This window comes from Streptomyces sp. 5-10, assembly GCF_014712245.1.
Taxonomy (GTDB): Bacteria; Actinomycetota; Actinomycetes; order Streptomycetales; family Streptomycetaceae; genus Streptomyces; species Streptomyces violaceusniger.
This window is the reverse complement of record NZ_JACVYG010000020.1, coordinates 59,585-73,015: the sequence shown is the minus strand read 5'-3', so window position 1 is coordinate 73,015 and position 13,431 is coordinate 59,585. Positions and strand designations below refer to the sequence as shown.

The following is a 13,431-nucleotide window of genomic DNA, read 5'->3' as shown; positions in this document are numbered from 1 at the left end:
AATCCCGTTGCCAGCGAACCTCCCGCACCGGATGCTGACCTCATGTTCGATCCAGACATAGCGCCCAGCGGCACCCTGCTCGGCCTCCTGCAGCGAGGCCGCGGCGACGGGACCCTGCACGCCCTCGCCGCGCCGCGGGCCGAGGCGCTCGCGGCACTGCACCACTGTGTGCTGCGCGACCCCCGCCGTGACTGGCAGGTCGAGAACCGCTCGCTCTATTACGCCAGGCTCTGTCTGGACCTCGACGCCGGGCTCGACGAGATCGAACAGCATCTGTTCCACCCCGACGACCTGGTCAACGACGACGAGGCGCGCACCGGGCTCGCCCTCTCCGTCCTCGGCCACCTCGCCGCCTACGGCAGGTCCGACGCGCTGCGGCTGCTGCGCCGCTACGCCGCGGCCGGCAGCAACTGGGAATGGGCCCTCGACGAGCTGGCCCTGCGCGACGACGACACCGGGCTGCGCGGCCTCGCGCCCGCGATCCTCGCCCGCTTCCCCCGGACTCCCGACGGCGACGCCGAACTGGCCGCCGTCGTGCGCGGCGCCTACGAACCCCGGCCCTGGCGGCTGTGGGCCGACGATCCGGACCACGGGCCGCGGGTGCGCGCGGCGGCCGAGCGCGGCGCCTTCGACCGATGGCAGCGCCAGCTGCGGCCCTCGGGGCCGCGCCCCGGCTGGAGCGTCCACGACATCCTGTTGTGGGCCCAGCGGGAACACGATCTGAAGCCGGACGCCCACCGCCCCGACGCGGCCGCCCGCTGTCTGGCCGCCGTCGCCGGTCCCGAGGACCGGCCCGAACTCCTCGCCGCCGCCGCGTCGGCCCCCGACGCCGCCCGCGCCGCGGCGCTGCGGCACCTCGCGGAGACCGGCGACCCCGAGGTGCTCGATCTGATCGAGGCCGCCGTGACCGAGCCGGACGCCTCGCAGCTGGTCTCCCAGGCGGCCCTCTCCGCCTTCGAACGCATGCGTGGTATCGCCGCCCTCGACCGGGCCCGGGTCTGGGCCCACCGCCCCGACGCCCTCGGGGACGCGGCGGCCGCGATGCTCTCCTGCCGCGGCGGTCAGTACGACACCCCGCTCGTGCTCGCCGCCCTCCGCCGCACGGTCCGGGCCGAGGGCCCGGACGCCCAGAACCTGTGGACGCTCGTCGACGGCGCCGGACGCCTGGCGATCTCCTGCGCCGCGCCCGTCCTGCGCCATATCTACCGGGAGACGGCCTCCTCCCACCTCCGCGGCCGCGCCGCCCGCGCGCTGGCCGTCACCGATCCGTCCTTCGCGGCGGGCTTCGCGGTCGAATGCCTCTGGGACTGCGAGGAGAGCACCCGCGAAGTCGCCGCCCGCCACGCCGCCACCGCCGACGCCCGCGTCGTCGAACAGCTCCGCCGGCTGGCCGCCGACCCGGCGGAGGAGGCCGAGGTCCAGACGGCGGTCCGCAGCCGCATCGGACCCGAGACCCCGGGCTTCTGACCCCCGGCCGCCCCCGGCGTACGGCCCCGGGGGCAGGCACCTCCGAGGCGTCGGGCGCGGACACCTCCAAGGTCCCGGGCGCAGGCGACCTCGAGGTATCGGACGCAGGCAACCCTCGAGGCGTCGAGCGCGTCTTTCCGGGCGTGGGTGAAGGCCTCATCACCCTCCGTATCTCCGCTCCGCCCCGAGCAGGGCGTTCGCAGCGAAACATTCACGCCGAGTGACCGGCCGCCGATTCCAGCGGGTTCATACGGGTTTGCCGTGCTCCCTCCAGGGGCCCCTAACGGGCCCCGCGGGGTGCGACGGCCAACGCTCATGGGACGTTCCACGGCGCGAAACGTTCACGATGCCGGGGCCACCCTTCGTACGCCGACAACACCGGTATGCGTGTCGCCATCGTGACTGAATCCTTCCCACCCGACATCAACGGCGTCGCTCACTGCACGCTGCAGACCGCGGACCACCTCCACCGCCGTGGTCATCACCCCCTGGTCATCGCACCGGCGGGTCCGCCCGGAGGCCCACCGCCCGCCGCGGCCGGCGGGCCACCCGAGAGCCAAGGGGAGATGGACCGGTCGCATCCGTACCCCGTCGTCCGTATCCCGTCCCTGCCGCTGCCCGGCTATTCGCAGGTGCGGGTCGCACTGCCCAGCCGGAAGCTCGCGGCCGCGATCACCTCCCACGGCAGCGATGTCGTCCACCTCGCCAGCCCCTTCGTGCTGGGCGCGCGCGGGATGACGGCCGCGCTCCGGCTGCGGATACCCGCGGTGGCCGTGTACCAGACCGACCTGGGCTCCTACGCCCGCACCTACCTCGGCGCGGGCGAGAGCGCGGCCTGGCGCCGCATCCGCGCCGTGCACACCGCCGCCGACCGCACCCTCGCCCCCTCCACCGCCGCCGCTCGCGACCTGGACGAGCACGGCGTGCCGCGGATCCGGCTGTGGCCGCGCGGGGTCGACACCGAGCGCTTCCACCCCTCGCGCCGCGACCCGGAGCTGCGCCGCTCGCTCGCCCCCGGCGGTGAGCTGATCGTCGGATACATCGGCCGCCTCGCCCCGGAGAAGAACGTCGAGCTGCTCGCGCCGCTGAGCGAGCTCCCCGGCATCCAGGTGGTCGTGGTCGGGGACGGGCCGAGCGAACCCGCGCTGCGGGCGGCCATGCCGAGGGCCCGCTTCCTCGGCCGCCGCACCGGCGGCGACCTGGCCCGCGTCTTCGCCTCGCTGGACGTCTTCGCCCACACCGGGCCCCAGGAGACCTTCTGCCAGACCGTGCAGGAGGCCCAGGCCAGCGGCGTCCCGGTGATCGCGCCCGCGGCGGGCGGCCCGCTCGACCTCATCGACCACGGGCGCACCGGACTGCTGGTGCCGCCCGGGGACGCGACCGAGGTGACCGACGCCGTCTCGCTGCTCGCGGCCGACGCGAAGCGGCGCGCGGCGCTGGGGCACGCCGGCCGGGAGGCGGTCGAGGGCCGCACCTGGGCGGCGATCGGCGACCAGCTCATCGACCACTACACCGAGGTCCTGGCGGCCCGCACGGCGGTCGCCGCATGAGCGCCGCACGCGCGGCCGCAGGGCCGCGGTGGATGGCGAGGCGCGCGCCTGTGCGCGGCGCGGGCGGAGAAGCGAATCAAGGGGGCACGGCATGAGCCCGGTGGGAGGAGAGCGGAACATGAGCGACGCCAAGGGGCTGCGCATCGTCCGGCTGGCCAACTTCGTCACCCCCGCCTCCGGTGGCCTCCGCACCGCGCTGCGCGAGCTCGGGGCCGGGTACCAGGTGGCCGGGCACGAGGCCGTCCTGGTGGTGCCGGGCGAGCGGGTCTCGGACGAGCACACCCGGCAGGGGCGGGTGATCACGCTGCCCGGGCCGACCATCCCCGGCACCGGCGGCTACCGCGTCCTGACCGACCGGCGGCGGCTCACCCGGCTGCTCGACGGCCTCGCGCCGGACCGGCTCGAGGTGTCGGACCGCACCTCCCTCCGCTGGACGGGGGAGTGGGCGCGGCGCGCCCGCGTACCGGCCGTGATGGTCTCCCACGAGAGCGCGGACGCCGTGCTGCGCACCTGGGGTGTGCCGGACGCGTTCGCCCAGGGAGCCGCGGACCGGCTCAACCTCCGTACCGCGCGGGCGTACTCGCGGATCGTCTGCACCACCGAATGGGCGGCGCGCGAGTTCGTACGGATCGGCGCGCGCAACGTCGTACGCGCCCCGCTGGGCGTGGATCTCGGCCACTTCCACCCCTCCCACCACGACGCCGCCTTGCGGGACCACCACCGCGGTGAGGCGGCCGTGCTCATCGCCATGTGCTCGCGGCTCTCGCCCGAGAAGCGGCCGGGCCGGGCGCTCGACGCGCTCGCCGAGCTGCGGCGGCGCGGCGTCTCCGCGGCGCTCGTGGTCGCCGGGGACGGGCCGCTCCGGCCGCGCCTGGAGGCCCGCGCCCGCGCCGAGGGGCTTCCGGCCGTCTTCCTCGGCCATGTGGCGGAGCGGGCGGGGCTCGCCGCCATCCAGGCGAGCGCCGATGTCGTGCTGGCGCCGGGCCCGGCGGAGACCTTCGGCCTCGCGGCGCTGGAGGCCCTGGCCTGCGGTTCGCCCGTGGTCGTCAGCGCGCTCTCCGCGCTGCCGGACATCGTCGGTGCGGCGGGCGAGACCGCCGCCGACAACGGACCGGCCTTCGCGGACGCCGTCGAGCGCGTCCTCGGCCGCTCGGAGCCCCTGCGCCGGGCGGCGGCCCGGGCCCGGGCCGAGCGCTACGGCTGGCCCGCGGCGGTCGCCTCCTTCCTGGCCGCCCATGACGCGTCCACCGAGGGCGTCCGGTGCGCCGACGGCGGCCGGCTCCCGGCCGCCGCGCTCCCGGCCGCTCCGGCGGTCTCCGCGCCCCGGGCCGTCGGCGGTGTGCGGTGAGCGCAGCCGGCGCTCACACGGGGGACCGCGCTGGTACGGAAGCGTCTCGTACGGAGACGGCCCTGACGAGGACGGAGGGTGCGGGGCGGGACTCCACGGCCGCCCCGCACCGGACGGGCCGGACCCGGGACACGTCGCAGGGCATGCCCCAGGGCGCGGGCAACGCCATGGCGCAGGGCATCGCCCGGGTCACGGCTGAGGGCACGGCCCAAGCCCCGTCGCAGGGCACGGCCCGGGCCATGGCGCGAAGCACGGCCCAGGGCATGCCCCGGGCCACGGCTCAGGCCCCGTCGCAGGGCACGGACCCGAGCACGCCCCGGGTCACGGCGTCGGGTACGGGCAAGGCCACGCCCCGGGGCACGGCGCAGGGGACGACGCCGGGCATCGGCGATGCCGCGGAGCCGCGCAGGCTGCGGTTCGCCGCCCTCGGCGACTCGCTCACCGAGGGGCTCGGCGACCCGGCGCCCGGCGGCGGATGGCGTGGCTGGGCCGCGCTGCTGGCGGCCGCGGCAGGGCCGCACCCCGATGAGCCCGTGGAGTTCGTCAATCTGTCCCGCAGCGGGGCGCTGGCCGCCGACGTCGCCGACGAACAGCTGCCCGCCGCCCGCCGCGCCCGCCCCCACCTGGTGTCGGTCGTGGTCGGCGGGAACGACACGCTGCGCGACTCGTTCGACATCCACCGGGTCGCCGAGGCCCTTGACCGCACGATCGGCGCGCTGCGCGCCGACGGCGCCGTGGTGCTCACCGCCTGCCTGCCCGACCCCGGGCGGATGCTGGGGCTGCCGTCCGCGCTGGCGCGCCCGCTGGGCCGCCGGATGCGCGCGGTGAACACCGTGGTGCACGCGCTGTCCCAGCGCCACGAGGCGGTCCATGTGGAGCTGAGCGACCACACCTGGGTCGCCGACCGGCGGGCGTGGAGCGTGGACCGGCTGCATCCGAGCGAGCTCGGGCACCGGCTGCTGGCCAGGGAGTTCCACAGCGCCCTGCGCGCCCGTTCCATCGCGACCGGCGCCCCGCCGTCCCTGGAGCTCGACGGCCCCGCGCCCTCGCGCGCCGCCTCCGCGTGGTGGATGGCGACCCGCGGCACCCGGTGGGTCGCGGACCGCTGCACGGACCTGCTGCCCGGCCTGGTCGCGCTGGCGGCCCTGGAGTGGCGCCACCGCCTCAAGGGCACCGGACATCTGCTCGAGGACCGGGACCGGCGGGCGACGCTCGCCGCGCTCACCGCGGTGACCCGCGGCCCGGCCCCCGCCCTCCTCCCGCACCCGTCCACCACCGGCCCACTGCCCCGCCCCTCCGCCGATCCGCTCGCCCAGCGGTCCGCGCCCTCGTCCGCAGGCCCGCGCGTCCAGGTGCCCGCCTCCGCCGACCCGGTGCCCCGCCCGCCCGCCGATCCGCTCATCGCCGACCCACCGCCGTCCGCTGCGACAATGGCGGGGTGACGGGTCGCTGGGAATTCTGGATCGACCGGGGCGGAACCTTCACGGACGTCGTCGGCAAGCGTCCGGACGGCCGTCTGGTCACCCGCAAGCTGCTGTCCCACCACCCCGAGCGCTATACGGACGCCGCCGTCGCCGGGATCCGGCAGACGCTGGGGCTCGGCCCCGGCGATCCGGTCCCGGCCGACCGGATCGACGTCGTCAAGATGGGCACCACGGTCGCCACCAACGCCCTCCTGGAGCGCAAGGGTGAGCCGACCGTCCTCGTCGTCACCGAAGGGTTCCGGGACGCGCTGCGCATCGCGTACCAGAACCGCCCCCGCCTCTTCGACCGCCGGATCCTGCTCCCGGAGGCGCTGTACGACCGGGTGGTGGAGATCCCCGAGCGGGTGGACGCCCATGGCGAGGTCGTCCGCCCCCTGGACCTCGACGCCGCCGCCGAGGCGCTGCGCGCCGCCCACCGCGACGGCTTCCGCGCCGCCGCCGTCGTCCTGCTGCACGGCTACCGGCACGCCGCGCACGAACAGCGGGTCGCCGCGGTGGCCCGAGACCTCGGCTTCGCGCAGGTGAGCTGTTCGCACGAGGTCAGCCCGCTGATGAAGCTGGTGTCCCGCGGCGACACCACCGTGGTCGACGCGTATCTGTCGCCCATTCTGCGCCGCTATGTGGAGGACGTGGCCGCCGAACTGCGCGGTATCCGGCTGATGTTCATGCAGTCCAACGGAGGGCTGCGGGAGGCCGCGCACTTCCGGGGCAAGGACGCGGTGCTGTCCGGGCCCGCGGGCGGTGTGGTGGGCATGGCGCGCTCCTCCGGCGAGGCCGGACACGACCGCGTCATCGGCTTCGACATGGGCGGCACCTCGACCGATGTCTCGCACTACGCGGGCGAGTTCGAGCGGATCTTCGGCACCGAGGTCGCCGGGGTGCGGATGCGCGCCCCGATGATGAACATCCACACCGTGGCGGCGGGCGGCGGTTCGGTGCTCCACTTCGACGGCCGGCGCTACCGCGTGGGGCCGGACTCGGCCGGTGCCGTCCCCGGCCCCGCCTGCTACCGGCGCGGCGGCCCGCTGACCGTGACCGACGCCAATGTGATGCTCGGCCGGATCCACCCGGACCACTTCCCCGCGGTCTTCGGCCCGCACGCCGACCAGCCGCTGGACGCGGCGACGGTCCGGGAGCGCTTCGCCGCGCTCGCCGAGGAGATCGCGGAGGCGACCGGAGACCGGCGCGGACCGGAGGAGGTCGCGGCGGGCTTCCTGGAAATCGCGGTGCTCAACATGGCCAACGCGGTCAAGAAGATCTCCGTGCAGCGCGGCCGTGACGTCACCCGTTACGCGCTCACCAGCTTCGGCGGCGCGGGCGGCCAGCACGCCTGCGCGGTCGCCGACGCGCTCGGCATCGGCACAGTGATCGTGCCGCCGCTCGCGGGGGTGCTCTCCGCGTACGGCATCGGGGTGGCCGACGCCACCGCCATGCGCGAGCAGGCCGTCGAGGCGGAGCTGGGCGAGGAGACGCTGGCGCGGGTGCGCGAGCTGTGCGCGCGGCTGGCCGATCAGACCCGCGGCGAACTGCTCGCGGACGGGGTCCCGGAGGACACCCTGGGCACCCTCGCCCGGGTCCATCTGCGGTACGCGGGCACCGACTCCAGCATCCCCGTACCCGTAGGCTCCGCCCCCGCGATGACCGAGGACTTCGTCCGGGCGCACCGCACCCGCTACGCCTTCACCATGGACAAGCCGCTGGTCGTCGAGGCGGTGTCGGTCGAGGCGGTCGGCGCGTCCGGCCCCACCGGCGGCCATGCCGTGGAACGGCCGCCCAGGGAGGGCGAACTGGTGCCCGTGACGACCGTAAGGATGTTCTCGGAAGGGCACTGGCAGCGGACGGAGCTCTACGAACGCGACCGTATGCGCCCCTCGGACCGGGTCACCGGGCCCGCGATCGTCGCCGAGGAGGACGCCACCACCGTGGTCGACCCGGGCTGGCAGGCCACCATGGGCGAGCGCGGCCATCTGCTGCTCACCCGGGTCCGGCCGCGCCCGAGCACCACCGCGGTCGGCACCGAGGTGGACCCCGTGATGCTGGAGGTCTTCAACAGCCTCTTCATGGCCATCGCCGAACAGATGGGCGTCCGCCTGGAGCACACCGCCCACTCCGTCAACATCAAGGAGCGGCTCGACTTCTCCTGCGCCCTCTTCGACGCCGAGGGCAACCTCATCGCCAACGCCCCGCACATCCCCGTCCACTTGGGCTCCATGGGCGAGTCCATCAAGGAGGTGCTGCGGCGCAACGGGGGCGCGATGCGGCCCGGCGATGTGTACGCGATCAACGACCCGTACCACGGAGGCACCCATCTGCCGGATGTCACCGTGGTCAGCCCGGTCTTCGACGAGGCGGGGGACGAGCTGCTCTTCCTCGTGGCCTCGCGCGGCCACCACGCCGAGATCGGCGGCATCACCCCCGGCTCCATGCCCGCCTTCAGCCGCACCATCGAGGAGGAGGGCGTCCTCTTCGACAACTGGCTGCTGGTACGGGACGGGGCGCTGCGGGAGCGGGAGACCCGCGAGCTGCTGACCGGCGGGCCGTATCCGTCCCGCGCGCCGGACGCCAACCTCGCCGATCTGCGCGCCCAGATCGCCGCCAACGAGAAGGGCATCCAGGAACTGCGCCGGATGATCGGGCAGTTCGGCCTCGATGTGGTGCACGCCTATATGGGCCACGTCCAGGACAACGCCGAGGAGTCGGTGCGCCGTATCGTCGCCGGGCTGCGCGACGGCTCGTACCGCTACCAGACCGACGGCGGGGCGGTCATCCGCGTCAGCCTTACGGTGGACCGCGACGCGCGCGGCGCCGTCCTGGACTTCACCGGCACCTCGCCCCAGCGGCCGGGCAACGACAACGCGCCCAGCTCGGTGGTGATGGCGGCCGTGCTCTATGTCTTCCGCACGCTGGTCGCCGAGGACATCCCGCTCAACAGCGGCTGTCTGAAGCCCCTGGAGGTCCGCATCCCCGAGGGCTCCATGCTGGCGCCCGTCTTCCCGGCCGCCACGGTCGCCGGGAACGTCGAGACCTCCCAGGCCGTCACGGGCGCCCTGTACGCGGCCCTGGGCGTCCAGGCGGAGGGCTCCGGCACGATGAACAACGTCACCTTCGGCAATGACCGCGTCCAGTACTACGAGACGGTCGCCAGTGGCTCCGGCGCGGGGGACGGCTTCGACGGCGCCGACGCCGTACAGACCCATATGACCAACTCCCGGCTGACCGACCCCGAGGTGCTGGAGTGGCGCTACCCGGTGCGGGTGGAGAGCTTCGCGATCCGCCGGGGCAGCGGCGGCCGCGGCCGCTGGCGCGGCGGCCACGGCGTCACCCGCCGTGTCCGCTTCCTGGAGCCGATGACGGTCGCCCTCCTCACCGGCCACCGCCGGGTGGCCCCGTACGGCATGGCGGGTGGCGAACCGGGCGCGCTGGGCGCGAACCTGATCGAGCGCGCCGACGGTTCGGTGGACCGCCTGGACGGCCGCGACGCGGCGGACGTCGGGGCGGGGGACGTCCTGGTCGTCCACACCCCGGGCGGCGGCGGTTACGGCCCGCCGGAGGAGGCCGGGGACGGATTGTCGGTGGCGGATGACAGATTGGACGCATGACCGACTGGCACGACATCCACGACTGGACGGATCTGCGGGCCGTGCGCGCCGCGCTCGCCTCGGGAGCCGACCCCGACCGCATCCTCGGCGGCCATATGGCGCCGCTGCACTCAGCGGCCTGCTCGGGAAGCGCCGAGGTGCTGGCCGAACTGCTCACGGTGGCGCGGGAGGTGGACCAGCCGGACGAGGCGGGCCGCACCCCGCTGTGGCACGCGGTGCGCAACTGGGACCGCGAGAAGGCGTCGGCGCTGATCGCGGCCGGGGCCGACCCCTGGCGGCCCCGGGAGGCCGACGGGCGGTGCCCGGGCGAGCTGGCGTGGTGGACGTCGCTGGCCGACCTGGTGGCCGGGGCGCCGGGCGCCCGGGAGCCGTCCCCCGAGGAGCGGGCCGCGCAGCGGGCGGCCGATGAGCTGATCGCCGCCTTCGACGGCGAGGGTGGGGAGTATCAGGACTGGGGCTGTGTGGCGTTCGTGGCCGGGCGGAGCGTGCCGGAGGTCGTGGCCGCGCTGGGCGGAGACATCGTCGCCACCATCGGCGAGGACGAGCACGAGCACGAGGACGGCGAGGAGGACGGCGAGGCCGACTACGCGGATGTCCTGCTGGAGGAGGAGGGGCGGGTGCTGGTCGGCGCGGCGCCCGGCGGTGTGGTGCTCCAGCAGTTCGACGGGATCGCCATCCATGGCGAGGAGGTGCTGGCACCGCTCTCCCGGGGCACCGTGGCCGTCTCGGTCTTCGACCACCCCGACGCGCTCATCCACCCCTCCATAGCCCGCGACGGGGCGATGTGCTCCTCCGGGGAGGTCATGCTCGACCCGGAGCAGGGCGATCCGGAGGAGGCGTGGCGCTATCGCTTCGGGGACGGCGGGCATCCGTCCGGCTGGACGGCGCGGGCGCTGGCGATGGCCGCCGCGGTCACGGGGGTCGCGGTCGACGGCGGTCCGCGGTGGATCGGCCGGCCGGGCAGCAGCGTCATCCTGCTGCCCGAGCCGCTGCGGGACTGACGCCCCTGGAGGTGCCGGGACCGCCCCGGGGCTCAACCAGGCAGCCCGATATGAGGCATGGCGTGTTCGGATCCGTTTGCCGCCGCCACGACCGGAAACCCGAACCCTGTCAAAGCCCGCCCGACGCGCCCGCATGACTCACGGGCGCCCGCCCGCGCCCCCCGCGCGTGAGCCCGACGGCGGGTGCTTCAGCGATCGTTCACGGAAGGGGCAGCCATGGCCTGGTGGCATAACGCCGAATGCACGCACGAGGATCCGGAGCTGTTCTTCCCCGTGGGAGTGGCAGGCCCGGCGGCCCGGAAGCAGGAGGCGCTGGCCAAGGCGGTCTGTCACCGCTGTCCGGTGATCCAGGAATGCCTGGACCACGCACTGGAGAGCGGAATGACCCACGGGGTTTGGGGCGGCACCGGTGAGGAGGAGCGCCGCGCGCTGCGCCGCAAGGCCCAGCGCAGGGAGCGCGTCGGCGCACGGCGCGCCCGTTAGGCGTCCGGCACGGTCCGCCCGGCAGGCGGCCTCCAGGAGGCCCGGCCCAGCGGGGTGAACCGTACCGGAGTGCCGGGGACGGCTTGCGCCGCGGCGGCCAGACACCGTTCCGGCACGACGCCCACGACCGGGTAGCCGCCGGTCGTCGGATGGTCGGCGAGAAAGAGCACCGGCCGTCCGTCGGGCGGGACTTGGAGCGCGCCGAGCGCCATGCCCTCACTGGCCAGCTCACCGTCCCGCGCCCGCTCCAGCGAGGGGCCCTCGGTCCGCAGGCCGATCCGATTGCTCGCGGCCGAGACGCGGAAGTCCCCGGTGGAGAGGGTGCGCAGCCCCGCGGGGGTGAACCAGTCGTCACGCGGACCGAGCACCACGGGGAGCACCAGCTCGGGCGCGACGCCCCGATGCGGCACCCCGTCCACAGCGGGCACCGGCCCGCGCGGCCGCCCGAGCCGCAGCACCGCGCCGTCCGCGAGCGGCGCCGGTCCCAGACCGGAGAGCACATCCGTGGCCCGGCTGCCGAGCACCGGCTCGGCCTCGACACCGCCGTCGAACGCCACATAGCTGCGCACCCCATGGGCGGCGGCCCCGGCCTCCAGGAGCGCGCCCGACGGCACCCGTACGGCCGCGCCCCACGCGACCGGGCGGCCGTCGACCGTGACCGGGCAGGGCGCGCCGGTGACCGCGACCGTCGCCGGGCGGCGCAGCCGCACCGCACAGCCGGTGAGCGTGGTCTCCAGGGTCGCGGCCCCCTCGGAGTTGCCCACCAGGCGGTTGGCGAGCCGGTGGGCGGGCTGGTCGAGCGCCCCCGAGCGGGGCACCCCGAGATGGGCATGGCCGACGCGGCCGAGATCCTGGACGGTGGTCAGGGCTCCCGGCCGTACGACGACGAAGGCGCTGTCGGTCATGTCGCCGCCCCTTCCGGGGCCGTGCTCTCCCCTACCGGGACGAAGCGGACGCGGGTGCCGGGGGTGAACAGCGCCGCCGGTTCCCGTGCGGTGTCCCACAGCACGGCGTCCGTGGTGCCGATGAGCTGCCAGCCGCCGGGGGAGGAGCGCGGATAGACGCCCGTGTACCCGCCCGCGAGGGCCACCGAGCCGACCGGCACCCGGGTCCTGGGCGTCGCGTGGCGCGGTACGTGGAACCGCTCGGGCAGCCCCGTCAGATAGCCGAAGCCGGGCGCGAAGCCGCAGAAGGCCACCCGGAACTCGGCGCCGGAGTGGATCCGTACGGCCTCCTCGGGCGTCACCCCCCACCGCCGCGCGACCTCGTCCAGATCGGGCCCGTCGTAGCGCACGGGCACCTCGACGATCTCGCTGTCGCCGCGGTCGAGGGGCGGTATCCGCCAGCCGGGCAGCTCGGCGGCGAGCCGCCCGGGGTCGGCGAGCCCGTCAAGGAACACGCTGCGGGCGGCGGGCACGATCTCGCGCACGGCGGGCAGCCGCCGCGCGGCGGCGCGGCGCAGCAGCTCGGCGTGGAGCGCCTCGGCCGCCTCGCCGCTGTCGAGCTCGATGAGCAGCCCGTGCTCACCGACGGGCAGGGTCCGCACCGTCATGTGAACGCCGCCACGCGCACCCCCGCGGCGGCCAGCTCGGACCGCACCCGGCGGGCGAGTTCGGCGGCGCCGGGGGTGTCGCCGTGGACGCACAGCGAGCGCACGTCCACCTCGATGCGCCGTCCGTCGATCGAGGTCACCGCGCGGTCGCGGGCGAAGCCGAGGGCGCGCTCGACCACCGTGTCCGGGTCGTGGACCACGGCGCCGGGCTCGCCGCGCGGCACGAGCGTCCCGGCGGCGGTGTAGGCGCGGTCGGCGAACGCCTCGGCTATCACCGGCAGCCCGGCCGCGCGGGCCGCATCGTGCAGCCGGGACCCGGGCAGCCCCAGCACCGGCAGCGGACCTCCGGCCGCCAGCCTGACGCCCTCGACCACGGCGGCGGCCTGCGCCTCGTCGTGCACGCCGCGGTTGTAGAGCGCGCCATGAGGCTTGACGTAGTGCACCCGCGTCCCGGCGGCACGCGCGAAGATCTCCAGCGCGCCGATCTGATAGGCGATCTCGTCGGCCAGCTCCCGGGGCGGAACGTCCATGCTGCGCCGGCCGAAACCGGCCAGGTCCCGGTAGGAGACCTGGGCCCCGACGCGCACCCCGCGCTCGGCGGCCAGCTCGCACACCCGGCGCATGGTCGAGGGATCCCCGGCGTGGAAGCCGCAGGCGACATTGGCGCTGGTGACGATGGACAGCAGGGCCTCGTCGTCGGTGAGCTGCCAGCGGCCGAACCCCTCGCCGAGGTCGGCGTTGAGATCGATGGACAGGTTCGCCAAGGATGCGGTCATATCCGTCCGTTCGGGCGTGGGGGATGCGTGCGGGGTCGCGGGTGGCCGCGGATGGCACCACAAGGTAAGCGATCGTTGAACGATCCGACAAGATAGATGTTGTCCGGTGAGGGTTTCTGGGCTTGACTTCTCGCTATACGGGACGAACGAGACACCGAACAGGGGCTGATG

The 13,431-nt window shown here is 75.2% G+C and carries 10 protein-coding genes; 7 read left to right on the top strand and 3 right to left on the bottom strand.

Annotated features, from left to right (window positions below; all coding sequences use genetic code 11):
* The first annotated feature begins 42 nt into the window (after positions 1-42).
* The 7 genes from IEJ02_RS22695 (at position 43) to IEJ02_RS22665 (ending at position 10,932) form a co-directional block, all read left to right on the top strand.
* Complete coding sequence (locus IEJ02_RS22695; protein WP_191066538.1) at positions 43-1,467, top strand: HEAT repeat domain-containing protein; 1,425 nt, start codon at positions 43-45, stop codon at positions 1,465-1,467.
* A gap of 383 nt (positions 1,468-1,850) precedes the next feature.
* The gene (locus tag IEJ02_RS22690) at positions 1,851-3,017 is read left to right on the top strand and encodes a glycosyltransferase family 4 protein (RefSeq protein ID WP_191066537.1); all 1,167 of its coding nucleotides are present in this window, start codon (positions 1,851-1,853) and stop codon (positions 3,015-3,017) included.
* Between the two features lie 118 nt (positions 3,018-3,135).
* Complete coding sequence (locus IEJ02_RS22685) at positions 3,136-4,365, top strand: glycosyltransferase (protein ID WP_191066536.1); 1,230 nt, start codon at positions 3,136-3,138, stop codon at positions 4,363-4,365.
* Between the two features lie 143 nt (positions 4,366-4,508).
* Positions 4,509-5,807 (top strand): SGNH/GDSL hydrolase family protein, encoded by a 1,299-nt coding sequence (locus tag IEJ02_RS50435; protein ID WP_317985878.1) that lies wholly within the window; start codon positions 4,509-4,511, stop codon positions 5,805-5,807.
* On the top strand, positions 5,804-9,448 hold the full coding sequence (locus tag IEJ02_RS22675) for a hydantoinase B/oxoprolinase family protein (protein ID WP_191066535.1): 3,645 nt from the start codon (positions 5,804-5,806) through the stop codon (positions 9,446-9,448). Before IEJ02_RS50435 ends, IEJ02_RS22675 begins: the two co-directional genes overlap by 4 nt.
* Positions 9,445-10,449 (top strand): ankyrin repeat domain-containing protein, encoded by a 1,005-nt coding sequence (locus IEJ02_RS22670; protein ID WP_191066534.1) that lies wholly within the window; start codon positions 9,445-9,447, stop codon positions 10,447-10,449. Before IEJ02_RS22675 ends, IEJ02_RS22670 begins: the two co-directional genes overlap by 4 nt.
* Before the next feature lie 216 nt (positions 10,450-10,665).
* Complete coding sequence (locus tag IEJ02_RS22665) at positions 10,666-10,932, top strand: WhiB family transcriptional regulator (RefSeq protein WP_137976704.1); 267 nt, start codon at positions 10,666-10,668, stop codon at positions 10,930-10,932.
* Here the strand turns inward: IEJ02_RS22665 and IEJ02_RS22660 are convergent.
* From IEJ02_RS22660 to IEJ02_RS22650, 3 genes are read right to left on the bottom strand one after another with little or no spacing between them, the layout of a single operon-like run.
* Positions 10,929-11,837 carry a 5-oxoprolinase subunit C family protein gene (locus IEJ02_RS22660; protein ID WP_137976703.1) on the bottom strand — a complete coding sequence of 303 codons (909 nt, stop codon included), beginning with the start codon at positions 11,835-11,837 and terminating at the stop codon, positions 10,929-10,931. The genes IEJ02_RS22665 and IEJ02_RS22660 overlap by 4 nt on opposite strands.
* The gene (pxpB, locus tag IEJ02_RS22655; RefSeq protein ID WP_191066533.1) at positions 11,834-12,484 is read right to left on the bottom strand and encodes a 5-oxoprolinase subunit PxpB; all 651 of its coding nucleotides are present in this window, start codon (positions 12,482-12,484) and stop codon (positions 11,834-11,836) included. Before pxpB ends, IEJ02_RS22660 begins: the two co-directional genes overlap by 4 nt.
* On the bottom strand, positions 12,481-13,260 hold the full coding sequence (locus IEJ02_RS22650; protein WP_191066532.1) for a LamB/YcsF family protein: 780 nt from the start codon (positions 13,258-13,260) through the stop codon (positions 12,481-12,483). Before IEJ02_RS22650 ends, pxpB begins: the two co-directional genes overlap by 4 nt.
* Positions 13,261-13,431: the final 171 nt, after the last annotated feature.

Bases quoted from the DNA above. Each gene is read 5' to 3' on its own strand.
- IEJ02_RS50435 (WP_317985878.1), top strand. From the start codon at position 4,509: ATGCCCCAGGGCGCGGGCAACGCCATGGCGCAGGGCATCGCCCGGGTC.
- IEJ02_RS22650 (WP_191066532.1), bottom strand. From the start codon at position 13,260: ATGACCGCATCCTTGGCGAACCTGTCCATCGATCTCAACGCCGACCTC.
- pxpB (WP_191066533.1), bottom strand. From the start codon at position 12,484: ATGACGGTGCGGACCCTGCCCGTCGGTGAGCACGGGCTGCTCATCGAG.
- IEJ02_RS22665 (WP_137976704.1), top strand. From the start codon at position 10,666: ATGGCCTGGTGGCATAACGCCGAATGCACGCACGAGGATCCGGAGCTG.
- IEJ02_RS22695 (WP_191066538.1), top strand. From the start codon at position 43: ATGTTCGATCCAGACATAGCGCCCAGCGGCACCCTGCTCGGCCTCCTG.
- IEJ02_RS22685 (WP_191066536.1), top strand. From the start codon at position 3,136: ATGAGCGACGCCAAGGGGCTGCGCATCGTCCGGCTGGCCAACTTCGTC.
- IEJ02_RS22670 (WP_191066534.1), top strand. From the start codon at position 9,445: ATGACCGACTGGCACGACATCCACGACTGGACGGATCTGCGGGCCGTG.
- IEJ02_RS22660 (WP_137976703.1), bottom strand. From the start codon at position 11,837: ATGACCGACAGCGCCTTCGTCGTCGTACGGCCGGGAGCCCTGACCACC.
- IEJ02_RS22690 (WP_191066537.1), top strand. From the start codon at position 1,851: ATGCGTGTCGCCATCGTGACTGAATCCTTCCCACCCGACATCAACGGC.